This window comes from Geomonas sp. (assembly GCF_056994735.1).
On the sequence record NZ_JBXKJL010000237.1, the window covers coordinates 46,167 to 68,260 of the forward strand.

Here is a 22,094-nt window from a genome sequence, read left to right on the forward strand (position 1 = left end):
AATGAAGATAAATGGAAAGAAAATAAGCTTATGGATTGCTCATAAGCAGGCGTTCTCATTGGGGGATGGCGGAGGGGAGGGAAGATCAGGGGCTTCTTCACGCCGCTCCATTCCTCCCCCTTTACAGCGGGATCGCCCTCCACTACTATAGGAAAACCTGCCGGTAGGAGTACAGCAAAGCCATGTTAATCAACGATGAAGCCCAAAAGCAGGTCCTTCCCATCATAGCGAGGACGACGGTCGCCCCCCCGAGCGATCAGCAGGAGAGGGCCGGCGCCCAGTTGCAGATGAACCCCGGGCAGCAGGTGAAGGCCGAGATCATCGCCAACCTGTCTAACAGCCTCTATCTGGCCCGCATCGCCGGTGAGATGTACAAGCTGGAGATCCCGCTGAACGTTCAGCCGGGCGAGACCATGGACATGACCTTCGTGGCGGCGGAACCGCGGGTAACCTTTCAGGTATTGCGGCAGCCGGAGGGAAGCGCCTCGGTGCAGCTGAGCTCCATGGGGAGGTGGCTGGCGACCGTTTCCGAAACCCCGACCCTCCCCACCACCCAGCAGCCGCTGCTGGAGACACCGGCGCAGGGGGCACTGCTGCTGGCGACCCGCATGAAGGAGGCGCTGACCCAGGGCGGGCTCTTCTACGAATCCCACCTGACCCGGTGGGCGGCAGGCGGGCTGCACCTTTCCGAGATCCTCAGGGAGCCGCAGGGAAAGCTTTCCCGGGCCGCCTCCGGCGACCACGCCGCAGGCGGCGCAGACGAGGCCTTAGAGGGCGGATTCGCCGACTCCCGGACCATTCCCCTCATCAAGGAGCAACTGGCCTTGCTGAACTCAGGGATCCTTTCCTGGAAGGGGGAGGCGTGGCCTGGGCAGTCGATGGAGCTGTCGGTCACGGAGAGGGAAGCGGAGGAGGGGGAGCCGGGGATCGAAGCCAACCTTTCGTTGACCCTCCCCCATCTGGGCGGGGTGGATGCGAAGCTTCATTTCGGGCCGGATGGGTTGTCGGTCGAACTGGAATGCGACCGGCCGGGATCATCGGAGGTGCTGAGAAAGGGCGGCGATGGCTTGCGGCTGGCGCTCTCCGCTGCGGGATTGCACCTTACACGATTGGCGGCTAAAGATGGCGAAGCGGACTGACGACATGAAGCGGGCGGTGGCGATGGCCTATGGCGCGGAGGACGGCGCGCCGCGGGTGGTCGCCAAGGGGAAGGGGATAACGGCGCAGGCCATCATCTCCCTGGCGCGGGAGAGCGGTGTCTACGTGCACCAGTCGCCGGAACTGGTGAACCTCCTGATGCAGGTCGATCTGGATAACGAGATCCCACCCGAGCTTTACCATGCCGTGGCGGAAATCCTTGCCTGGCTCTACTCCATGGATCAGGGCATCTCCGTCGGCCAGGCAATCGGCTCCTCCAGGAGATAATCGGCGTCATCCCTGGTGATGGTGTCGGCGGTCATGGTCGGCACAGGAGGCAGCACGACCTTGTAAGAGAGCAGCCTTAACTCTGCAGGAATCCCGCCTTTCTCCCTGGCATGCCCTCCCCCAGCCAGCACCACCATGGTCGTTTCGGGATGGATGGCGAAGTAGTCGCTGATGCGCCGCGCCATGACCCGATTTCTCAGCATCTGCGCCTCGCACAGGTAGCGGAAGGAATCCCCGTTGCGGCCGTGAAGGGCGTAGGCGGAGCTGATGAAATCGAGGTAGTCATCGCTGACCTCGGCGTTGATCCCCTTGGGGAGGAGCCTCAGTTCATCGCCGGTGAGCGAGGCGAAGCCGCTCTTCGCCACCTTTTGGACCACCTGGCGCGGCGCGTTCATGGCCAGGATAGGGATCTTGTTGTCACGGGCGTAGAGCAGGATGTCCTCATAGAGCGACCACGGTATATTCCTCCAGTTCCATTCGAACACCTTCCTGAAGGCACCCTCCGGAACCTTCCCCGCACTCCAGGCGTTGAGCGCCGGTTGGCTCGTGTCCTCGAACATCTCCATCGCGATGGCCAGCGGCCTCCCCTCGTCCTTCATCGCCTTGATGATCTCGAGCTGGAGCTTGTGGTGGGCCGGTGCGTCGTGGCGCTCACCGAGGAATAATAGCGGCGTATCGCGCAGTTCCTCGATCATGGTGCCGACAGCGATGACCTGTTTGTTCTCGACGCGCATGACCCTGTCGATGGAGCAGCCGGTCAGCGGCAGCGCGAAGAGCAGCAGGAGGGAGGATATGAGCAGACGGGCTTTGGACATGACGACGGTTATAACAGCTTTGTCAGGAGAGGGGAAGGGATATTGGCGGGAAAATAAAAACCCCTATCCCTCCGGAAGAGGGACAGGGGTGAGGGCTGGTGCTGGTTGCCCGGTGTCCTGTAGGAGCGCCCTTCCGGGCGCGAACCTTGGCGGCGGGGCCGCCGCTTTCGCGGGGTCAGTCGCTGACGGCGACCCTTCTCCCTTCGACCTTCAGCCGCCCTTCGGCGAAGAGCTTGATCGCCTCCGGATAGATGCGGTGCTCTTCCTTCTGAATCCGCTCCGACAGGGCATCCTCGGTATCTCCCTCGAGGACGGGAACCGCAGCCTGCATGATGATCGGACCGGTGTCGCAGCCGGAGTCGACGAAGTGCACGGTGCACCCGGCCAATTTGGTGCCGTAGTCGAGAGCCTGGCGCTGGGCGTGTAGTCCGGGGAAGGCGGGGAGGAGGGCGGGATGGATGTTCAGCACCGACATGGGGAAGGCTTCCAGCAGCACCGGAGTAATGATCCTCATGAAGCCGGCAAGCACCACCAGCCCGACCTCGAACTCGCGCAGCGTCGCCACCACGGCCTCGTCGTAGGCTTCCCTGCCGGTGTAGGCACGGTGGTCCAGGTGCCGCGCGGGGATGCCCGCTTTCTTCGCCCGTTCCAGCGCAAAGGCGTCCGCCTTATTGCTGATCACGCAGGCCACCCTGACCTTCAGCGTCCCCGCCGCGCAGGCGTCGATGATCGACTGCAGGTTGGTGCCGCTGCCTGAAACCAAGACCCCTATGTTCAGTACTTTTCCCATGCCGGCCGCTGGCGGTGCTCTAGACGAGCTCCACGCACTCCTTGCCCGGGTCGCACTTGACGACTTCGCCGATGTGGAAGGCTGTCTCGTTGAGGCCTGAGAGCCTGATCATGACATCCTCGGCCTCGCGCTCAGGTACGATCAGTACCATGCCGATGCCGCAGTTGAAGGTCCTGAACATCTCGTTCTCCTCGATGTTGCCGCCCTTCTGGATCAGCTTGAAGATTTCGGGAACCTCCCAGCTGTCTTTCCTGATCACCGCTTTGCAGCCGTGGGGGAGGACCCTGGGGACGTTCTCGAGCAGACCGCCGCCGGTGATGTGGGCGAGGCCGCTGATGCTGAAATCCCTCAGGAGGTTCATCACCGAGCGGACGTAGATGCGGGTAGGGGTGAGGAGTTCTTCGGCCACGGTCTTTCCGAGGCCGGGGATTTCGTCGTTGATCCCGAGGCCCATGTGCTCGAGGATGACCTTGCGGGCCAGGGAGTAGCCGTTACTGTGCAGGCCGCTGGAGCTGAGGCCGATCAGGTGGTTGCCGACCGTGATGGAGGAGCCGTCGATGATCTTCTCGCGCTCTACCACGCCGACCGCGAAGCCGGCCATGTCGTATTCGTCACCGGTGTAGAAACCGGGCATCTCGGCGGTCTCGCCGCCGATCAGGGCGCATCCCGCCTGGACGCAGCCGTCGGAAACTCCCTTGATGATGGAGGCGGCCTTCTCGGGGTCGAGCTTGGCGGTCGCGAGGTAGTCGAGGAAAAAGAGGGGCTCTGCTCCCTGCACGATGATGTCGTTGACACACATGGCGACCAAGTCGATGCCGATGGTGTCATGACGGTCAGCGAGGAAGGCCAGCTTGAGCTTCGTCCCCACGCCGTCGGTGCCGGAGACAAGTACGGGGTGCTTGTATTTCCCCATGTTCAACGAGAAAAGACCACCGAAACCACCGATGTCCGCCAGGACCTCCGGACGGGAAGTCGCCTTCACCAGCGGCTTGATCATCTTGACAAACGTATTGCCCGCATCAATATCTACGCCTGCGTCTTTGTATGTGATTTTAGTCTTTCCCAAGGGAAACCTCCGATAAATTAAAGGGGAAATCTAGCGCATCTCCAGCCAAAAGTCAAAGTGAAAAAATTGTTTACTTCGCCCCGACCTTTGCTTATCATGCCTCGTCGTGCCTGCCTTTCATGAGAAAATATGCCTCCGTCAGATGGTCGAAAAAGACCTCGACGAGGTGCTGGAGATAGAGGCTCACTCCTTCTCCCGCCCCTGGACCAGGAGCCATTTTCTCGATGAAGTAAGCTCGCCGCACGGCTTCCCCAAGGTCGCCACTCTGGCAGATGGGACCATCGTTGGCTACCTCTGCCTGAAGCAGGTGCTGGACGAGGCGGAGGTCCTCGATGTCGCGGTCAAGATCTCGATGCGGGGCATGGGGATCGGCCGGTTGCTGGTGGAAGATGCCCTGGCCGCCAGCCGTGAACGGGGAGCTTCAGTCGTTTCCCTGGAGGTCCGGGTCGGCAACGTCGGGGCAATCGCCCTTTATGAGCGGCTTGGCTTTCGCGAGGTCGGCCGCCGCAAGGGATACTACGACCATGGCGAGGACGCCATAGTGATGGATTATACTTACACCGGTCAGTCAGAGGAGTGAGATGCAGTTTAAATCAATGGTTCTTTCCAACATGGAAGTCTCCCCGGGCTATTTCAGGATGAGGATGACCGCCCCCGGGGAGCTGCTGGAGTCGGCCCCGGGGCAGTTTCTCATGGTGAGGGTGGTTGACGCCATCGACCCCCTGCTGCGCCGCCCCTTCGGCCTCTTCGACGTCGGGACCTTCACCCCCGAATACGCCTGCTGCGGCACCCAGTGCTATGCCGAGATCCTCTACAAGGTGGTAGGGAAGGGGACGAAGACACTTTCCGCCCTGCACCACGGCGACCTGCTCGACGTCCTCTCCCCTTTGGGCAAGGGTTTTCAGGTCGGTCCCTCCGGCGAGGAGAAGATCCTGGTCGGAGGCGGCATCGGACTGGCGCCTCTCTACTACCTCGCGAAGGAACTGGTGCTAAAGGGTGAGAAAGTCAGGCTTTTTGCCGGCGGCAGAAACCGCGACGACATCCTGTGCATCACCGAGTTCGAGAGGCTCGGTGTCGAGACCTATGTCTCCACCGACGACGGCACCCTGGGCGAGAGCGGACTGGTTACCGAGGTGCTTGATCGTCACCTGGGGGCGGGTATGCGCATCTTCGCCTGCGGCCCGACCCCCATGCTGAAGGCTGTCGCCCTGATGGCTCAGGGGCGCGGCGTTCCCTGCCAGGTCTCGATGGAGGCTTACATGGCCTGCGGCGTAGGTGCCTGCCTGGGCTGCGTCATGAAGGGAGCCAACCACTCCGACGAGACCCCTGACTACCGCTGTGTCTGCAAGGACGGTCCCGTCTTCGACAGCTTTGAACTGCAATGGAGCTAGTAATGCAAAGACCTGATATGTCCGTGGAAATCCCCGGGATCAAGATGCGTAACCCGGTCATGACCGCTTCCGGCACCTTCGGCTACGGCGCCGAGTTCGCCGACTACATGAGCCTCGAGAGCATCGGGGCCATGATCAGCAAGGGCCTTTCCCTGAAGCCCAAGGCCGGCAACGCCACCCCGCGCATAGTGGAGACCCCCGGCGGGATGCTCAACGCCATCGGCCTGCAGAATGTCGGCGTCGAGGCCTTCATCGATCACAAACTCCCCTATCTGAAGGATGTGGCGACGCCGGTGATCGTGAACCTCTACGGAAACACCCTGGAGGAGTACGGCGAGGTGGCGGCGCGTCTCGACGGCCAGGAGGGGGTTGCCGGCATCGAAGTCAACATCTCCTGCCCCAACGTGAAGCAGGGTGGGATCGTCTTCGGCACTGATCCGCAGGCGGCTCAGGAGGTGGTGCGGCTGGTCCGGAAGAATACCTCGAAGCCGATGATCGTCAAGCTCTCCCCCAACGTGACCGACGTGGTGCTGATGGCCAAAGCCTGCGCCGACGCGGGGGCCGATGCCCTCTCTCTCATCAATACCCTGACCGGGATGGCGATCGACCTCGACCGGCGGCGCCCGGTGCTGGCCAACGTCACCGGCGGCCTTTCCGGCCCCGCGATCAAGCCGGTGGCCTTGAGGATGGTCTGGCAGGTGGCCAAAAACGTTCAGTTGCCGATCATCGGCATCGGTGGCATCATGAACGGGCGGGACGCGCTCGAGTTCATCCTCGCCGGCGCCACTGCCATCCAGGTCGGAACCGCGAGCTTCCTCGATCCCTCCGCGGCGCAGAAGATCGCGCAGGAGATGGAGAGCTACCTGGTCGAGAAGAACATCCCGTCTATCGCCTCGCTGATCGGGGCCCTCGAGGTCTGATGGAAAGGTGGCAGAAAAATCTGGAAAGATGCATTACCAGCCCGGAGGAGCTTTCCGGGCTTTTCTGTCTCGACGGCTCGTCGCTCACGGAGGTGGCGGCGAGGTACCCGATGCGCATAACCCCGTACTACCTGGGGCTGATCACTGGGCCCGGGGACCCGATCTGGCGCCAGTGCGTTCCGGACCCGGCCGAGCTCCACGATCTTTCCCAGTCTCCAGACCCGCTCGACGAGGAGCGCCTCTCCCCCGTGCCGGGGCTGATCCACCGCTACCCTGACCGGGTGGTCTGGATCGCCTCCTCGGCCTGCGCCGTCTATTGCCGCTTCTGCATGAGAAAACGCGGGGTAGGGTGCGCCGGGATGGCCGCGGCCCGCGTCGACGAGGCCATCGCATATATCGCCTCGCGGCCCGAGATCCGCGACGTGATACTCTCCGGCGGCGACCCGCTGCTGCTTCACGACGACCAGCTCGACCAGATCCTGGACAGGCTGCGGAAGATCCCCCACGTGGAGATCGTCCGGGTCGGAACCAGGACCCCCGCCACCTTCCCCGAAAGGATCACCGCCAGGCTGGTCCGGATGCTCAAGCGCCATCATCCGCTCTATCTCAACACCCACTTCAACCATCCACGCGAGGTCACTCCCGAAGCCGCCAAAGCCTGCGCCATGCTGGCAGACTGCGGGATCCAGCTCGGCAACCAGACCGTGCTCCTTAAGGGGGTCAACGACGACCCGCCGGTGATGCGCGAGCTCATGCGGCGGCTCCTCGCCATCCGCGTGCGCCCGTATTACATCCACCAGATGGACCTCGTCAAAGGGACTGCCCACTTCAGGACCGCCATCTCCGAGGGTGTCGCCGTGATGGAGGCTCTCCGCGGCCACACCTCTGGCCTTGCCGTCCCCCACTACGTCATCGACCTCCCGGGCGGGAAGGGGAAGGTGGAAGTCCCCTCTGGTAAGGTTGTCCGTCGCGCGTCCCGTCTGCTGTTCAGGAATTACCTGGGGGAAGAGATTGATTACCAGGATCTTGAGCGCTGAACTGATAGGGCAACCGATAGTATCTCCCTCCTGATCACCTCCTCCCGTTAACTCCCCGATCCTGAAAGCCTCTGTGGAGGCAAAAAAATTCATGAAGTACTGGTTGAAGTAACGCACATTATGTCACTGGAGTTGCACAAAAGCTAAGCGACGTTGGCGTGGTAGATCTGGCCGGGGGGGCAACTCCGCCGTGTCCCCCGCCAGAGCCTGTCCAGGCCCTAGACACGGGCGAGGGTGGTGCGGAGGGCGAAGGGGTGCGGGGAGGGTGAAATTTGCTTTTTTTGCACCCCGTCATAATGAGGTATACTAAGGCTGTTTCAGGACCTGTCGCTGAGGAGGCTGATTATGCGAAGGCTTTCGATAGAGGAACAGATCGGCAAGGACCGGCCGGTGATCAAGGATGTGAATCCGCCGGTATGTGGAGTGTGCGGAGCGGAGCTGGAGATGGATCCGGAGAGCGGAGAGTACCGGTGCCCGATCTGCGACGCAGACGAGGTGCGTTAGCCGGGGAGAGTTGAACGCCTGACCGGGGGCTGGGCAAACGGCCAGCCAGGGCGGTCAAAGGAGGTGCCATATGCCGGCGAAACTGGAGGGGGACGAGCTCGAGTTCAGAAACCTGCTGACGGAGCATAAGCGGAGGCTCTGGGCGGAATTGAGGGAAGACATCTTCAAACAGACAGGGGAGGATGTGCATACCCAGTACGAGGAGTTTGTCCCCGATCTCGGGGATCAGAGTATTCTTGACCTCCTCTCCGATGCGGGGCTGGCCATAGCCGATATCAGGAAGGAGCAGTTGACCCAGCTGGAGGAGGCCCAGCGGCGCCTGGAGCAGGGAAACTACGGGAAGTGTGAATCGTGCGGAGAGCCGGTCGGCATCGAGAGGCTGAGGCTCGTGCCCTTCACCCCTTACTGCGTCGACTGCCAGCGGGAGCAGGAGGAGAAGGAAGGGCCGCCCAAAGGGTCCGGCACCACGTTGTAGCCAGGTGCTAAAGGAGCGCGTCGATGGCCTGGAAGTCCAGGTGCTGCTCGGCGTTGGCCATGATCCAGTTAAGCTTCTCCTGGTCCTCGTAGGTGATCTTGGCCACGTCGTCGGAGAGCGCCGTGAAGGCCTCGGCGGTGGTCTCCTCGACCCGTATGTAGGGGATGTGGCTGTCGTCCAGGATCTGCTGGCTGATCTTTGAAACCGGGCCGTGGCCGGCGATGACCAGTCCGGCGATCTTCTCCTTGTAGGCCGGGATGTGGTAGAGCGAGGAGAGTGTCACGATCAGTTCATCGCGAGAACTGGTCACGATCATCAGGGTGGAGTCCAAAATGCCGTCGATCACGCGCTGGGACGAGGCCGCCCCCAGCTGGATGTTGTAGATGATGCGGCTTTTCTGGGTGATGTCGCCGTGCAGCGGGAGGTCGAAGAGCTTGGCGATGTGTCCCAGGGTCGGGTTTGCCAGGATCGGGGAGTAGTTGAAACCGTCGATGACGGCGATGTTATCCTGCTGGAAGGCCTGCTTCAGGTACTTCCGGGTCACTTCCTTCTTGCTGGGGATCAGCTTGTTGACGATGATCCCGCGCACGTCGGCACCCTCGCGCTGGTAGAGAGCCAGGTTCAGGTGCACGGCGTCGATGACCTTTCCAATGCCGCTCTCGGTCACGATCACCACCGGGGCATCGATCAGCTTCGCCACCTTGGCGTTGTTGAGACCCACCACCGCCCCCACGCCGCCATGTCCCGCCCCCTCGATAATCAGGAAGTCGTACTTCTCCTCCAGCTCACCCACCGCCTTCACGATGCAGTCGCTAAGGGAGAGATCGTCCAGTTTCCCCGCCAGGTAGTCCTTGGTGAAGTCGCGGTGCAGGGCGACCGGCGACATCAGCGCGATATCCTCCTCCATCCCGAAGGCGCGCGCCATGAGGAGCGCGTCCATGTCCACCATGAAGTCGTCGTAGAGAAGGACCTTGGGACCGAACGGCTTGACGAAACCCACCCTTTGATACTTTTTCCTTGCCTGGTGCATCAGCGAAATGCTGATGGTGGTCTTGCCACAGTTCTGCCCGGTCGCCGCCACAAAGATCTTCTTCGCCATCCGCCACCCCTTTCTTCGAACCCGCGTATGTTTACACAACTGGGGGGGGCGCGTCAAGTAAAGTCAGATGAACTTGAGCAGCAGCATGGAGATGTCGTCGCTGAAGGTGGAGGCGCCGCTGAATTCGCTCACGGCGGCAAGGAGGGAGTCTATGATGGCGGCGGCCGCTCCGCGGTGCTGGGCAGCCAGTACCTCCCGCAGCCGCTCGGTCCCGAAGAGTTCGCCGCCGGGGCCCTGGGCCTCGATGATGCCGTCGGTGTAGAGGAGGAGCAGGTCGCCCCGCTCGATCTGCAGGCTCGGCTGGTCGAAGGTCACACCCCTCTGGACGCCGAGGATCAGCCCCTCTGCGTCGAGCTCGGCAAAGGAGGAACTGGAGGGACGGTAGACCAGGGAGGGTGGGTGCCCGGCGTTGGTGTAGCTGAGCCTCCCGCTGGCGGTGTCGAGGCTCAGGTAGCTCATGGTGATGAAGAGCTCGGCCCGGCTTAAATCCTCGTACAGCAGTTCGTTCAGGGCCGAGACGATCTCGCTCGGAGTGTGTAGCGACTTCAGCTGCGCCCTCAGCACGCTGCGGGTCTCGACCATGATCAGCGCGGCGCCGACGCTGTGGCCGGAGACGTCGGCGATCACCATGTCCAGCTTGCCGTCGTGCAGGAACAGGTCGTAGTAGTCGCCGCCGATGTGGGTGGCGGGAACGCAGCGCCCGGCGCAGTCGATGCCGGTCAGCTGGGGAGGGGCGGGGGGGAGAAGCGAGAGCTGGATCTGTTTGGCGATCTCCATCTCCTTCAACATGCTGGTGTTTTCCATCAGGGCCTTTTCGGCCCGCTTGCGGTCGGAGATGTCCTGCTTGATGCAGACGAAGTGCCTGATCACCCCGCGCTGGTCGGTGACCGGGGTGATGGTCTGCTCCTCGGGGTAGAGGGCGCCGTCCTTGCGGCGGTTGATCATCTCCCCCTGCCAGACCTGACCGGCGTTGATGGTCTCCCTCAACTCCTGGTAGAACTCGATGGCGTGGAGGTCGGACTTGAGGAAGCTCAGGTCGCGGTGCAGCGCGTCATCCAGGCTGTAGCCGGTCATCTTCGTGAAGGCCGGGTTGACCCAGATAACCAGGCCCTCGTGGTCGGTGATGACTATGGCGTTGGCCGCGGCCTCCAGCGCAGCGCTCTGCAGCCTCAGCGATTCCTCGGCCCTTTTCCTCTCGGTAATGTCCGAGATCAGGCCGTCGTAGGCGATCAGCTCCCCCTGGTCGTTGTAGCGCGGCACGATGGTGTTGATCACCCAGCGGATGGAGCCGTCCTTGTGCCGGATGCGGTGCTCCAAAGAGGGGATGTCCTTGCCGGCGCAGATCTCGCTGGTGAGGCTGGTGACGGCGGCCCGGTCCTCCTCGTAGATCATCTGGTACCAGAGGAAGGGGTTGTCGACGTACTCCTCGGAACTGTAGCCGGTAACCGAGAGGCAGCCGGGGCCGTGGTAGGTCTTGACCACCTTACCCCCCTCGATGGTGACGATGTAGATGTAGTCGGTGACCGCCGCCACCAGCCTCTTGTAGCGCTGCTCGCTCCTGACCAGGGCGGCCTCCGCCTCGCGCCTCTTGCGGCGAACCTCCGCCTCCTGCATCTCCCGCTCGATGGCGGGGACAAGTCGCGAGATATTCCCCTTGATCAGGTAGTCGTTGGCCCCTTCCTTCATGGCGTTGACAGCGGTATCCTCGCCGATTTTTCCGGAGACGATGATGAAGGGGAGGTCGAGGCCGCTTCTGCGCACCAGCCTCAGGGCCTCCAGGCCGCTGAATCCCGGGAGGACGTAGTCCGAGATCACCAGGTCCCAGCTCTCCTCATCCAAGGCCTTTTTCATGGCCTCGACCGTTTCGACTCTCTTGAAGACGGGAGAGTAGTCGCCGCGGCGCAGCTCGAAGACCAAAAGGAGCGCGTCGTCCTCAGAGTCTTCAACGATCAGCACGCGAAGCGGCTTTCCCATGAGAACACCTTTGAGGAAGGAAATGGGGCTGCCGGGGTCGGCTCGCTTGGCCCCGGAGTGGCCTTGGCCGCGGCCGGTGGCAAGGCGGTAGCTAGTATAGCACACTTTGGCGCGTCTACCGCTCGCCGGGGGAAGGTTAATGAGGCAGCGGTGCCTCCGATCGCGGAGCTTACGGGGAGAAGTCGCCGAGCCAGCTCTCGAAGATGGCGACCTTCTCCAGGCCGAATTTCATCAGGTCCTCCCTCACCTGCTGGACGCTCTTCTCCCGCTCCAGTTCGCCACCCTTCTTGGAGTAGAAGAGGTCGGCCAGGGCCACGATCCTCTCGCTTACCGTCTGCGGCGACATCTCCCTCGGCGGCAGCGGGAGCTTCTGGTTGGCCACGTCGAGGGCGGTAAGCCCCACCCCGATATGCCGCTCGCAGACCAAGGCGTGCTGCGGCAGCCCCTCCGCCTCAAGGATCTCCCGGCCGATGATGCCGTGGCAGATGTAGGGGGCAGATCCGAAGCAGTGGAGCTTCGGTGCGTAGACCCGGCAGACTCCGATATCGTGCAGGAGGGCGGCCTCCTCGACGAAAAGGGGATCTACCTCGGTTCTGGAGGCTTTGGCCAGGGCCAGCGCCTTGTCCGCCACCATGCGGCTGTGCTGGTAGACGATGCGAAGGGCCTGGTCGTTACCCGAGTAGTATTTTTCCAGTAGTGCTAACGCCTTCAATGGACTCTCCTGATCTAGTGTGCTCGCAGTAGATTATGCCTAATGGGGCGGCGATGCAATAGCCATTCTGGATGGCCCTGGCGCAATATAAAAACAGCGATAGGGAGAAAATTGACTAATTAGCAGGAAATGGTTGAATGTTCATCATGTTCATTATATTATTTGAACTTTCTATTAATGCCGCCAGGTGGTGCAGATGACAGTGCAATCGGTGACCCAGAAACAGATGCTGGTGGTGGACGACGAGCAGAGCATTCTTAACGAGGTCTCCCTCCTTCTCTCCTCAAGCGATATTCCCCAGGTAACCATCATGTCGGACAGCACCCAGGTGCTCCCCTTCATCAGGGAGAACCAGGTCAGTGCGGTGATGCTGGACTGGATCATGCCCAAGATGAGCGGCTCAGAAGTGCTGCAGGCGATCACCGCTGACTTTCCGGAAATCCCGGTGATTGTCATGACCGCCATGGGCGACGTCGAGACAGCGGTCGGCTGCATGAAGCAGGGGGCATTCGATTTCCTCACCAAGCCGGTCGATCCGAACCGCCTGGTGGCCACGGTGAGAAAGGCCCTGCAGGTAAGCGATCTCGGCAACCAGAACAGGATCCTCAAGGACTACCTGCTGGCCGACAAGCTGCGCCACCCGGAGGCCTTCGACGGCATCGTCACCAACTCAAAGAAGATGCGCGGCATCTTCCAGTATATCGAGGCCATCGCGTCGTCGAGGCTCCCGGTCCTGATTACCGGCGAAACGGGGGTGGGAAAGGAGCTGCTGGCCCGTGCCATCCACAATGTATCGGGGGTCAAGGGGCCCTTCGTCTGCCTCAATGCCGCAGGGCTCGACGACATGATGTTCTCGGACACCCTCTTCGGTCACAAGAAGGGGGCCTTCACCGGCGCCGACAGCCAGCGCGACGGCCTGATCACCACCGCCGCCGGGGGGACCCTTTTCCTGGACGAGATTGGGGACCTGAACCTCGCCTCTCAGGTCAAGCTCCTGCGCCTTCTGCAGGAGAAGGAGTACTACCGCATCGGCTCCGACCTGCTGCTGAAGAGCGACGCCCGGGTGATCGCCGCCTCCAACGTTGACTTCAAGGCGCTGAGGGCCGAGGGGAAGTTCCGCAACGACCTCTATTTCCGCCTCTGCGCCCACGAGTTCCATGTCCCGCCGCTGCGGGACAGGATAGAGGACGTGGGGCCCCTCGTTGATTACTTTTCCCACCAGGCAGCTGAGGAACTCGGCAAGCCGGTCCCTGCGCTGGCTGCCGGGATGATCGCCGCACTGGAGCAGTGCGGTTTTCCCGGCAACATCCGGGAGCTCTACAATATGGTGCACCACGCCGTGACCTGCAACGAGACCGGCATCCTCACCGCGGCGGACTTCGGGCTGAAGCCTGCCATCACACGGGTTACCCAACCCCTCGACGCCGACAACCCGTTCCTCGCCGTTTTTGGCAAATTCCCCACCGTACTGCAGGCCGAGGAGTATCTGATCGCCGAGGCCATGAAGCTGACCAACGGAAACCAGACCGCAGCAGCAGAGATCCTCGGGCTCACCCGGCCGACCCTGAACAAGAGGTTAAAGCAGGAGCGCCTGTAGCATAGGGATAGGGACTAGATGCAGTAGTCGGGGCAGGAAGCCTGCTCGGCAGCAGGCGCCTCCTTGCGGGGTGGGTGGGGGATGTTCATCATCACCAGTCGCTCCAGCGTGGCGTCATAGAAATCCCGCCTGCAGTCGAGCGCTGAAACCGGTTTGTCGTTCAAGAGATTGAGGAAGCGGCAGCCGCCGAAACAGATGGGGAGGTAGGGGCAGTCCAGGCACTCGTCGTTTTGCCAGCTGCCGATCCCGTGGGTGGCGGTGTAGTCGGAGATCCCTTCTGCCAGGGTGCCGACGCTGAACCCTTCGTATCCCATGAAGGCCGGGCATTTGTAAAGGGATCCGTCATAATTGACAACGATATTGTCCGAGAATTCGATTACGCAGGCAGAAACCTTCATACGGGGAGGCTTAAAGCCGCGGGCGATGGTTTCCTGGCGCAGATAGGGGATGGCCTCGATGAGCCAAGGTTCACCCGCTGAGGCGCAGTCCGAACCGTGTTCGGCGCAGCCGGCCTTCGGGGTGATAGGGGTGAAAATGACGCGGTCGATCTTGTCGGGGTGGATGCCGTAGTCGATGAGGTGATCCAGCAGGCGGGGGAATTCACGGTAATTTTCCTGGCGGCAGTTCCCTCCCAAGGAGACGGCGATGAGATCGCAGACGGAAGCCAGGTTATCTACGATGGTGTCGAAACTCCCGGCGCCGGAGGCGAAGGGGCGTTGCTTGTCGTGTATCTCGCGCGGCCCGTCAAGGGTCACTTTGGCCCCTTGCAGCCCCAGGGGAATCAGCCTTTGCGCGGTCTCCCGGTTCAGCAGGGTGCCGTTGGTGACCAGCCCGAAGCCGTAGCGGACTCCGTGTGCCTTTGCCCCTTCCATGAGCGGCAGGGAGATGTCGCGGATCAGGTCCTCGGAAAGGAGCGGCTCGCCGCCGTAGAAGGTGAGAATCACGTCCATCCCCGCCGAGATTCGTTCCCGCAGCAGCGTCTCCACCAGCAGATTTGCGGTTGCCTCCGACATATACTGGGCACCGCGGAACCCCCCTTCGTAGCAGTAATCGCAGTCTAGGTTGCAGTCCAGGTTGAGAACCACCGTGGCCCTGAACCTGCGGGACTTGCTGTTGGCCCTCTCAAGTAGCGTGCGCATCTGCTCCCTTTCGACGCTCGGATGGTCCACCAGCATCCCCAACTGCCTCAGAGTTTCCCCCTCCGGTCCCATTTTTGAGCCGCTCAGGGCGGCGCTTAGGGTTGTTCCCGAAACCAGGGCCGACGAAGTCCGCAAGGTGGAGAAGAGTACGAAATAACCGGGTTTGTCCTTGGAGGGATAAATCTTCAGATAGCGGGAAAGGTTCATGTGGGGGGCCTTATCTCGGGCTGGGAGTAGCGGTCCTGGTCCTCTATGCCAGCGACCATGGGTGCGAGTATGAAGCCGGGATGCGAAGCAGGAGCCTCACATCCCGGCCAATGAAACGTTCTAGAACAGTGCAACGAAGGAAACTGTGCAGCACGAGACTTCTGTTTCCATTTCCGGATCAGTTCCGGCATCGAGAACAACGAGTGTTTCAGCGAATTGCACCATTGGTATCACCTCCCGGCTTTTTTTGCCATCTACTGCTGGACTTGCCGTCCAACGTGTGTTAGATTAACACGCGTTTATGTGTGTCGCAACCTTTTTTTATGAGCTTTCTTTTATTTTTCGCGGGAGTAGACGCAGTGATCAAAACGGGGGGACAATCAGCGTTCGCATCACTGCTGTGCCGGGGGCCGCACTTCCTGGCCCTCCTGTCTCTTCTCATCTTTGCGCCTGCGGCCCGTGGTGAGGAGGACGAGCTTCGCTCGCTGGAACTCTACAACGGTGCACAGGTCGATACCGTCTCCGTTGGCCGCTCCCCACGTCCCGCCTCACAAACAGCAGAAAACATAACGGTGGTAACGGCGAAGGAGATAGAAGCACTCAATGCCCATACCCTCATTGACGTGCTGAACCTGGTCGCCGGCGTCCAGCTCGAATACATCCGCACCCCCGGCTCCACCACCTCCACCAACCTGCAGGGTTCCAACTTCAACCACATACTGGTCCTCATCGACAACGTCCCCATCAATAATCTCGCCGACAACTTCCCCGACATCGCCATTCCGGTACAGATGGTCGAGCGTATCGAGATCGTGAAGGGTGCGGCATCCTCCTCCTGGGGCAATGCCCTGGGCGGGGTCATCAATATCATCACCAAGGCACCCCTGGCCGACCGTGTCCTCGGCGGCCTCATTTCCGCCTCGGGCGGGAAGGCTTCGACGGTCGATGGACGGACCGAGCTTACCGGCGGAGTCGACCGCGCCGGCTATTATCTCACCGGAGGGAAGATCCGTTCGGACGGTCTGCTCCCGAACAACATGGTGGACCTGACCCACTTTTACGGAAAGCTCCATTACGAGCTTCCCGGCCAGGGTTCGTTAAGCTTCACCACCGACGTCACCGACTCCTCCAGCGGACAACTCCAGATTCCCGCCGCTAATATAGGTTCCGACGTAAACCAGATACTCGCCACGGCCTCCGTGCACCTCCCGGTGACCGACCGCTTCAGCATTGACGGCATGTTCAGGACCAGGAGAATGGAATCCGACGTCGTTTACACCTCCCTTAGCAACGGGTCGATCCTGAAGGACGTGAAGGACGAGGAGGAGAGCAACGGCGGGGTGCTGAAGCTTTTCTACCTTGACGACCTGCAACGAGTGGTGGCCGGGGTCGATTATGACCACCTCAACGTGCACGTGAGCCAGCCGCAGAAGCGGGCCGACGTCCTCAACCGCAGCGACGACCGTGTCGGAGTCTACCTCAATGACACCTTCACCCTCGGCCGCTTCGCCGTCACCCCCAGTGGCCGTTACGACCACACCGAAACCAGCGGCGACCAGTTCAGCCCCAGTTTCGGCATCACCTATGCCCTGACCGACAACACCGTTCTCCGCGGTTACACCGCCAAGGGCTACAGCATCACCTCCCTCAACCTGACCGACTCGCTGGAAAAGGTCTGGACCTCTCAGGTGGGCGCCGAGTCTGCCGACGTTCCCTATCTCTGGGTGAAGGGAACGCTCTTCTACAACGAGACAGGTGACATCACCACCTACAATTCCGCCGGCGTCAAAACCAAGCAGAAGCAAATCAAGCAGGGCGTCGAGGTTGAAGTGCGTACCCTGCCGGTCTTCTTCACCTCTCTTTCCGCAAGCTATACTTTCATCGATGCCAGAAACCGCGACACCGACGCCGTAGTGAAGGACATTGCCCGCCACACGGCCAACCTCGGCATCAAGTACGAGGACAGCCGATACCTGCGCGCGCAGCTGACCGGACACTACATCGACTGGAATTCCGACCCCGAGGTGAAAGCCAGGTACGATGACGTGATCTGGGATCTGCATCTGGCGAAGCGCTTCACCTACTCGGATACGGTTTCGGTCGAGTTCTTTGGCTCGCTAAGGAATATCTTTAACGGCGAGCAGTTCAAGTCCCCTTACTACAAGAACGCTGGTCGCTGGGGCGAGGTGGGTATCAGATGCGCGTTCTGAGATCCCTACTGATAACGATCTTCCTGATCGTCCCGCTACCGGCCTTGGCGTATGACGTTCTCGTGCTGCAGTCGCTGCGTGAGAAGGGGTACGACGAGGCGGTGAGGGGGGTTCGGCGCGAGTGCCGGGCGACGATGAGGACCGTCGTCCTCTCCGACTTCGCCGAGACCGACATCACCCGCATCATCCGGGAGGAGCACCCCCGGGTGATTATCGCCGTCGGGGACCGCGCCCTTGCCGTGGCCGAGAGGGCCAGAAACGTCCCGGTCCTTTACATGATGGCGCTCAATCCCAAACCACGCCCGCGAGCCACCGGGGTCAGCATGCTGCTCGATCCCGCCAAATACCTCTCCGTATTTGACGCCATCGGCGCCAGGAGGGTCGGCGTGGTCTACGATCCGGCCAGAAGCGGCTCCTACATCAAGCGGGCCCAGGCCGCCGCCCGCCGCGTCGGGGTCGACCTGGTGACCAGGGAGGTGCACGCTGCCAAGGAGACTCCGGCCATGCTCGAGTCGCTGCGGGGCAAGGTCGACGCCCTGTGGATGATCCCCGATGTCACCGCCGTTTCCCCGGCCTCCACCGAGGCCTATTTCCTCTTCTCCCAGGCCCAGAGGGTCCCCGTGGTCAGTTTCGCCGACGTCTATCTCACCATGGGGGGGGCGGTGGCTTTAGGCATCGATCGCTTCGATATAGGCAAGCAACTGGGCGAGATGGCCGAAAACGTCCTTTCCGGCACCCCTGTGGAGGAGATCCCGCCGCAATCCCCGCGCAGGGTGCTGACCAAAACCAACGAAGGCGTCCTGCGCAGACTCAAGATCTCTAACGGCCTGGGTGGATAGTGAAAAAGGTCTCGCCGATCTCCTCATACATGAAGGGCTTCAGGTTCCGGCTCTACCTGATCTCCACCGGGACCATCGCCTTGCTGACGCTGGCTTTCGCCTCGGTCTACGTCATCACCGAAATCAACGGTTACCGCAGCACCCTGCAGCGCGAGGGAAAGCTCCTCGCAACGATCCTGGCACAGAACGCGAGGCTCCCGCTCTTTGCCGAAAACCGCGAAGCCCTCTCCCTGCTGGCGGCCTCGACTGCCCGCCATCCCTCCATAGTCTTCGTCTCCATCCGCAATGCCGACGGCCAGCTTCTGACCGAGGTGAGAAACCGCAAGGAGAAGATTGGCGATGCCATCGACATGGACGTGCCGATCATTTCGTCGGGAGCTGTTCTTTCCCCTGAAGCAGTCCTGCTGGGGCATGCGGCTGTGGATGAAAAACGGGTCATCGGTCACGTTTACCTGCGTCTAGACGCCTCGGGCGTCCGGGAGCAGCTCAAGGACCTGCTGGTCGCCTCCCTGGCCATCGGGACCCTCTTCTGGATCAACGTCTCGCTCCTTTGCTACCAGATCCTCAAGCGGGTCACCTTTTCCTTCAAGCAGCTCCTGCGCGGCATCGAGGAGATAGGCTCCGGACACCTGTCGACCCGGGTCGATCTGGACGGAGACGACGAACTGGCCCGCGCAGCCAATGCCATCAATGCCATGGCCGCGTCGCTCGAGCTGCGGGAACTGGAGAACCTCTCCCTGCAGGAGGAGCTGCTGAAGGCCATGAAGCTTGAGGTCCAGGAGGAGAAGAAGAGGGTGATGGCCCGCCTGATCCAGACCAACAAGATGACCTCGCTGGGCCTGCTCCTCTCCAGCATGGCCCATGAGATCAACAACCCGAACGCCTCCATACGCTTTTCGGGGCACATGATCTCCAAAATTTGGGCGGACGTTGTCCCTCTGCTCGATCGTGTCTGCGAGGAGGAGGGTGAGTTCTACCTCGGCGGGGTGCCTTACCAGACGGCGCGCACGGCACTGACCGAGAACTCCGTCAAGATAGTGGAGAATTCAGAGAGGATTGCCCGCGTGGTCCAGGGGCTAAGGGAATACGGGGTAGGGGACGGCAGGCTGCGGCCCAATCTCAACGTGAACGATGCTGTTTCCGCGGCGCTCTCCGTCCTGGCCTGCCAGATGAAGCAGAACGTGCAGCTCAAGACCTCGCTGGGGCCCGACCTTCCGGTCATAACCGGGAGCCAGCAGCAGATCGAGCAGGTGCTCATCAACCTGATCATGAACGCCATGCAGGCGCTTCCTAACGCCTGCGGCGAGGTCAATGTCTCAACGAGATATGAGAGGGGAACGGATGAGGTGCTGGTGGAGGTTCAGGATTCAGGTACGGGGATCAGTCAGGAGACCATGGAGCGTCTCTTCGAGCCTTTCTTTTCGACCAAGCTGGACCACGGGGGGAGCGGCCTTGGCTTGTACATCTCCCACTTTATCGTCGCCGAACACGGTGGCAGACTGATTCTTTGTTCAGAGGTGGGTAAAGGTACGGTGGCGCGGGTCACACTCCCGGCCAAAGGGGATCCTTCATTGGGTCAGCTCGTCGCCGCCGAGAACCAGCAGCATCCCGCCGATCCGGTCCATGAGACTCGCTAAAGCCTCTCCTTCGTAGTTCCCGCCGCAGATCCTGCGCATCTGGGTAAGGAGTCCCTCGAACTCCTCCTCGCCGCAGGCACCGTTTTCGGCTTCCTTGGGGATGGCCTCGTTGAGGAGCAGCCTCTTCATCTGGATCAGCTGAATTTCCACCCGCAGTTTCTTGATGGTCGGCAGGTCGCTCTGCTTCAATAGCTGCAGGCATTGATTGATTATGCTGTAATGGTAGTCCATGTGCTCCCCTCCCAGCCGATTTTAAAGGCGACGTCACTCGACATCCAACATCCATGCCAAAGGGGCGCAAAGGTAACCTGCGCCAAAGCAGCACTTTATCGGCCTCTGAGGGGCGAGGGACCGCCGGGGGAGTGTGAATTTTTTTACGATAATTCAGCTCCGCGGGGAAAAAGAACGAAAAAACCGGTGGTTGGGGCTAGGTGTAAAAGAATGCACAGGTCCATTTTTTTACACCTGGGGCCCTTTGGGGCGGGATGGGCAAAGCGCTGAAAGTTGCAGGAACAGTTTAGAGGGAGATATCAGGAGTCGGGGGGATAATGAGCCACCTGCGGCGCGAGGAGATGCACCTCGGTGGGGGGAAGCCCACCCGGTGCTCTCCTCAACGGCCGGGGAATCGCGGTAGGCCCGGCAGATGCTTCGGCTGCAGGGGCGTTTGCCGTGAGAGTGCTCTACCGGGGGAGGTGTTTTCGTACCTTGCTGACGATTTCTATCGGAGAAAAGGGCTTTATTATGTAGCCGTCGGCGCCGGACTCCTCGGCGAGGCTACGCATTTCCTGGTCGCTCTTTGACGAGAGGAGCAGGATGGGGATGTCCCTGCTCATCTCGTTTTCCTTGAGAATCTTCGCCTTTTTATTCCCGTCCAGCATCGGCATCATGATGTCCATGATGATGAGATCCGGCCTGTTCCTGGAGAAGATGTACCTGTTGGCTTCGATGCCGTTGGTGGCGGTCCAAACCTGGTATCCCGCCTCCTCGAGGGCGTCCTTCGCCATCATTAAAATGAGCTCGCTGTCGTCGATGATAAGTATGTTCTTGTCCAAGTGAATCCTCCCTTATTTGGTTGATCTGGTATTGGCTGCCGCCGGCGGCGAAGCGGCTGCCTTCGGAACCTGCCAGCGGCCGCTGCAGCTAGCATGGGTCCTGCTGTTACCGGCCACTCTCCTGGCACAGGGGTGCGAACAATTTAGAAATGGCGGCAGCCATGCGGTCGAGCGGCAACACCTGGTCCACGGCGCGCAGATTGATGGCCGCTTTGGGCATGCCGAAGACCGCACAGGTCAGCTCGTCCTGGACCCAGGTGGTGCCGCCGGCCTCCTTGATCCGCAGCAGTCCCAGGGCGCCGTCCTTCCCCATTCCGGTCAGCAGCAGCGACACCACCTGGTCGCATGAGCCTTGGGCCAACGATTCGAAGAAGACGTCGATGGAAGGCCGGCAGCAGTTGACCGGTGGCTGGTCGGTTAGCCTGATCCTTCCGTCGGAAAGGGTCATGTGGCAGCCGTCAGGCGCCACCACCGCCTCACCGGGGAGGCACCTCGCACCGTCCTCGGCAAGCCTTACCTTGATGGCGCACTCCCTGTCGAGCCAGGAGGCGAAACCCGCTGCGAAACCGTGGGCGATGTGCTGCACCACGAAGACGGTGGCCTCGAATTCGGCCGGAAGGCTCTTCAGTAGCGTCATCACCGCCTTGGGCCCCCCTGTCGAGGCTCCGATGGCCAGTATCATGGGAATAGCCTGCTCCGGCCTCAATTCCTGCGCCGGCTGGATACGCGGCTTCCTGCGCGGGTGACGTATCACTCTCACCCCGGAGAGGAGCCTTACCTTCTCCACCAGGGTCGAGACGAAGCCGGCGAAGGATTCAGGATCGACTAGGGAGGGCTTCTCCATCACATCGAGGGCGCCGCGCTTGATGGCGTTGAATGCCCGGTCAACTTCGGTCGCGGCAGAAAGCACCAGCACCGGTGTCGGTACGGTGGCCATGATCTCCTCTATGGCCTGCAGGCCGTCGAGGACCGGCATGAGGAGGTCCATGATCACCAGGTCCGGTTTCAATGCTGCCGTCAGTTCGACGGCCTCCCTGCCGTTGCAGGCGCTCCCCGCCACCGTGATGTCGGTGGTAGCTGCGAAAACGTCTGCCAGCACCTGGCGCACCAGCTGTGAATCATCCGCAACTATAACTCTTACCGCCATCGCCATTCCCCCTCGCGCCCGGATCCGTCATCCGCGCGGACCCCGCTGACCAGTTCCG

Annotated in this window: 22 protein-coding genes; 12 read left to right on the forward strand and 10 right to left on the reverse strand. The window is 61.3% G+C overall.

Annotated features, from left to right (window positions below):
* Positions 1-182 precede the first annotated feature (182 nt).
* Positions 183-1,139, forward strand: coding sequence for a flagellar hook-length control protein FliK (gene fliK / locus AC11W3_RS10355; RefSeq protein WP_484092110.1), 957 nt, complete (start codon positions 183-185; stop codon positions 1,137-1,139).
* Positions 1,123-1,425 carry an EscU/YscU/HrcU family type III secretion system export apparatus switch protein gene (locus AC11W3_RS10360; protein WP_484092111.1) on the forward strand — a complete coding sequence of 101 codons (303 nt, stop codon included), beginning with the start codon at positions 1,123-1,125 and terminating at the stop codon, positions 1,423-1,425. The genes fliK and AC11W3_RS10360 overlap by 17 nt, the downstream gene beginning before the upstream one ends.
* On the opposite strand, the gene AC11W3_RS10365 is transcribed toward AC11W3_RS10360, so the two are convergent.
* From AC11W3_RS10365 to purM, 3 genes are all read right to left on the reverse strand, one after another.
* Complete coding sequence (locus tag AC11W3_RS10365) at positions 1,380-2,240, reverse strand: ChaN family lipoprotein (protein ID WP_484092112.1); 861 nt, start codon at positions 2,238-2,240, stop codon at positions 1,380-1,382. The two genes, AC11W3_RS10360 and AC11W3_RS10365, sit on opposite strands and share 46 nt — an antisense overlap.
* Before the next feature lie 175 nt (positions 2,241-2,415).
* Entirely contained in the window at positions 2,416-3,030 is a 615-nt protein-coding gene (purN, locus tag AC11W3_RS10370; protein ID WP_484092113.1) for a phosphoribosylglycinamide formyltransferase, read from the reverse strand.
* 19 nt (positions 3,031-3,049) lie between these two features.
* Positions 3,050-4,096: a phosphoribosylformylglycinamidine cyclo-ligase gene (gene purM / locus AC11W3_RS10375; protein WP_484092114.1), complete on the reverse strand. Its 1,047-nt coding sequence runs from the start codon at positions 4,094-4,096 to the stop codon at positions 3,050-3,052.
* A 142-nt stretch (positions 4,097-4,238) separates the two neighbouring features.
* Between purM and rimI the strand changes: the two genes are divergently transcribed.
* From rimI to AC11W3_RS10405, 6 genes are all read left to right on the forward strand, one after another.
* Positions 4,239-4,676, forward strand: a complete 438-nt coding sequence (rimI, locus tag AC11W3_RS10380; RefSeq protein WP_484092115.1) for a ribosomal protein S18-alanine N-acetyltransferase — start codon at positions 4,239-4,241, stop codon at positions 4,674-4,676.
* A 1-nt stretch (position 4,677) separates the two neighbouring features.
* On the forward strand, positions 4,678-5,487 hold the full coding sequence (locus tag AC11W3_RS10385) for a dihydroorotate dehydrogenase electron transfer subunit (RefSeq protein ID WP_484092116.1): 810 nt from the start codon (positions 4,678-4,680) through the stop codon (positions 5,485-5,487).
* Positions 5,488-5,489: 2 nt separating this feature from the next.
* A complete protein-coding gene (locus tag AC11W3_RS10390; RefSeq protein WP_484092117.1) occupies positions 5,490-6,407 on the forward strand; it encodes a dihydroorotate dehydrogenase in 918 nt (305 codons plus the stop codon).
* On the forward strand, positions 6,407-7,444 hold the full coding sequence (locus AC11W3_RS10395; protein ID WP_484092118.1) for a KamA family radical SAM protein: 1,038 nt from the start codon (positions 6,407-6,409) through the stop codon (positions 7,442-7,444). The genes AC11W3_RS10390 and AC11W3_RS10395 overlap by 1 nt, the downstream gene beginning before the upstream one ends.
* Before the next feature lie 345 nt (positions 7,445-7,789).
* Positions 7,790-7,948: a hypothetical protein gene (locus AC11W3_RS10400; RefSeq protein ID WP_484092119.1), complete on the forward strand. Its 159-nt coding sequence runs from the start codon at positions 7,790-7,792 to the stop codon at positions 7,946-7,948.
* Between the two features lie 70 nt (positions 7,949-8,018).
* Entirely contained in the window at positions 8,019-8,423 is a 405-nt protein-coding gene (locus AC11W3_RS10405; protein WP_484092120.1) for a TraR/DksA family transcriptional regulator, read from the forward strand.
* A 7-nt stretch (positions 8,424-8,430) separates the two neighbouring features.
* Here AC11W3_RS10405 and AC11W3_RS10410 read toward each other — a convergent pair whose 3' ends face one another.
* The 3 genes from AC11W3_RS10410 to AC11W3_RS10420 form a co-directional block, all read right to left on the reverse strand.
* Positions 8,431-9,522 (reverse strand): AAA family ATPase, encoded by a 1,092-nt coding sequence (locus AC11W3_RS10410; protein ID WP_484092121.1) that lies wholly within the window; start codon positions 9,520-9,522, stop codon positions 8,431-8,433.
* A 63-nt stretch (positions 9,523-9,585) separates the two neighbouring features.
* Entirely contained in the window at positions 9,586-11,496 is a 1,911-nt protein-coding gene (locus AC11W3_RS10415) for a SpoIIE family protein phosphatase (protein ID WP_484092122.1), read from the reverse strand.
* Between the two features lie 169 nt (positions 11,497-11,665).
* Positions 11,666-12,208 carry an HD domain-containing protein gene (locus AC11W3_RS10420; RefSeq protein ID WP_484092123.1) on the reverse strand — a complete coding sequence of 181 codons (543 nt, stop codon included), beginning with the start codon at positions 12,206-12,208 and terminating at the stop codon, positions 11,666-11,668.
* Positions 12,209-12,404: 196 nt separating this feature from the next.
* Between AC11W3_RS10420 and AC11W3_RS10425 the strand changes: the two genes are divergently transcribed.
* Positions 12,405-13,805, forward strand: a complete 1,401-nt coding sequence (locus AC11W3_RS10425; protein WP_484092124.1) for a sigma-54-dependent transcriptional regulator — start codon at positions 12,405-12,407, stop codon at positions 13,803-13,805.
* A 14-nt stretch (positions 13,806-13,819) separates the two neighbouring features.
* Here AC11W3_RS10425 and gptM read toward each other — a convergent pair whose 3' ends face one another.
* A complete protein-coding gene (gptM, locus tag AC11W3_RS10430; RefSeq protein ID WP_484092125.1) occupies positions 13,820-15,151 on the reverse strand; it encodes a geopeptide radical SAM maturase in 1,332 nt (443 codons plus the stop codon).
* Positions 15,152-15,510: 359 nt separating this feature from the next.
* Here gptM and AC11W3_RS10435 point away from each other — a divergent pair, with 359 nt between their 5' ends.
* Genes AC11W3_RS10435 through AC11W3_RS10445 form a run of 3 tightly spaced genes read left to right on the forward strand, consistent with a single transcriptional unit; the run spans position 15,511 to position 19,837 of the window.
* Positions 15,511-17,361, forward strand: coding sequence for a TonB-dependent receptor plug domain-containing protein (locus tag AC11W3_RS10435; RefSeq protein ID WP_484092126.1), 1,851 nt, complete (start codon positions 15,511-15,513; stop codon positions 17,359-17,361).
* Positions 17,349-18,200: an ABC transporter substrate-binding protein gene (locus AC11W3_RS10440; RefSeq protein WP_484092127.1), complete on the forward strand. Its 852-nt coding sequence runs from the start codon at positions 17,349-17,351 to the stop codon at positions 18,198-18,200. Before AC11W3_RS10435 ends, AC11W3_RS10440 begins: the two co-directional genes overlap by 13 nt.
* Positions 18,200-19,837 (forward strand): sensor histidine kinase, encoded by a 1,638-nt coding sequence (locus AC11W3_RS10445; protein WP_484092128.1) that lies wholly within the window; start codon positions 18,200-18,202, stop codon positions 19,835-19,837. The genes AC11W3_RS10440 and AC11W3_RS10445 overlap by 1 nt, the downstream gene beginning before the upstream one ends.
* Here the strand turns inward: AC11W3_RS10445 and AC11W3_RS10450 are convergent.
* The 3 genes from AC11W3_RS10450 to cheB form a co-directional block, all read right to left on the reverse strand.
* On the reverse strand, positions 19,769-20,068 hold the full coding sequence (locus AC11W3_RS10450; protein WP_484092129.1) for a hypothetical protein: 300 nt from the start codon (positions 20,066-20,068) through the stop codon (positions 19,769-19,771). The genes AC11W3_RS10445 and AC11W3_RS10450 overlap by 69 nt on opposite strands.
* Before the next feature lie 449 nt (positions 20,069-20,517).
* A complete protein-coding gene (locus AC11W3_RS10455; protein WP_484092130.1) occupies positions 20,518-20,889 on the reverse strand; it encodes a response regulator in 372 nt (123 codons plus the stop codon).
* Between the two features lie 106 nt (positions 20,890-20,995).
* Positions 20,996-22,036, reverse strand: a complete 1,041-nt coding sequence (gene cheB, locus AC11W3_RS10460; protein ID WP_484092131.1) for a chemotaxis-specific protein-glutamate methyltransferase CheB — start codon at positions 22,034-22,036, stop codon at positions 20,996-20,998.
* Positions 22,037-22,094 lie beyond the last annotated feature (58 nt).

Excerpts from the sequence above, each read along its gene's own strand:
- fliK (WP_484092110.1), top strand. The coding sequence starts at position 183 with ATGTTAATCAACGATGAAGCCCAAAAGCAGGTCCTTCCCATCATAGCG.
- AC11W3_RS10360 (WP_484092111.1), top strand. The coding sequence starts at position 1,123 with ATGGCGAAGCGGACTGACGACATGAAGCGGGCGGTGGCGATGGCCTAT.
- AC11W3_RS10365 (WP_484092112.1), bottom strand. The coding sequence starts at position 2,240 with ATGTCCAAAGCCCGTCTGCTCATATCCTCCCTCCTGCTGCTCTTCGCG.
- purN (WP_484092113.1), bottom strand. The coding sequence starts at position 3,030 with ATGGGAAAAGTACTGAACATAGGGGTCTTGGTTTCAGGCAGCGGCACC.
- rimI (WP_484092115.1), top strand. The coding sequence starts at position 4,239 with ATGGTCGAAAAAGACCTCGACGAGGTGCTGGAGATAGAGGCTCACTCC.
- AC11W3_RS10385 (WP_484092116.1), top strand. The coding sequence starts at position 4,678 with ATGCAGTTTAAATCAATGGTTCTTTCCAACATGGAAGTCTCCCCGGGC.
- AC11W3_RS10390 (WP_484092117.1), top strand. The coding sequence starts at position 5,490 with ATGCAAAGACCTGATATGTCCGTGGAAATCCCCGGGATCAAGATGCGT.
- AC11W3_RS10395 (WP_484092118.1), top strand. The coding sequence starts at position 6,407 with ATGGAAAGGTGGCAGAAAAATCTGGAAAGATGCATTACCAGCCCGGAG.
- AC11W3_RS10400 (WP_484092119.1), top strand. The coding sequence starts at position 7,790 with ATGCGAAGGCTTTCGATAGAGGAACAGATCGGCAAGGACCGGCCGGTG.
- AC11W3_RS10405 (WP_484092120.1), top strand. The coding sequence starts at position 8,019 with ATGCCGGCGAAACTGGAGGGGGACGAGCTCGAGTTCAGAAACCTGCTG.
- AC11W3_RS10410 (WP_484092121.1), bottom strand. The coding sequence starts at position 9,522 with ATGGCGAAGAAGATCTTTGTGGCGGCGACCGGGCAGAACTGTGGCAAG.
- AC11W3_RS10415 (WP_484092122.1), bottom strand. The coding sequence starts at position 11,496 with ATGGGAAAGCCGCTTCGCGTGCTGATCGTTGAAGACTCTGAGGACGAC.
- AC11W3_RS10425 (WP_484092124.1), top strand. The coding sequence starts at position 12,405 with ATGACAGTGCAATCGGTGACCCAGAAACAGATGCTGGTGGTGGACGAC.
- gptM (WP_484092125.1), bottom strand. The coding sequence starts at position 15,151 with ATGAACCTTTCCCGCTATCTGAAGATTTATCCCTCCAAGGACAAACCC.
- AC11W3_RS10440 (WP_484092127.1), top strand. The coding sequence starts at position 17,349 with ATGCGCGTTCTGAGATCCCTACTGATAACGATCTTCCTGATCGTCCCG.
- AC11W3_RS10450 (WP_484092129.1), bottom strand. The coding sequence starts at position 20,068 with ATGGACTACCATTACAGCATAATCAATCAATGCCTGCAGCTATTGAAG.
- cheB (WP_484092131.1), bottom strand. The coding sequence starts at position 22,036 with ATGGCGGTAAGAGTTATAGTTGCGGATGATTCACAGCTGGTGCGCCAG.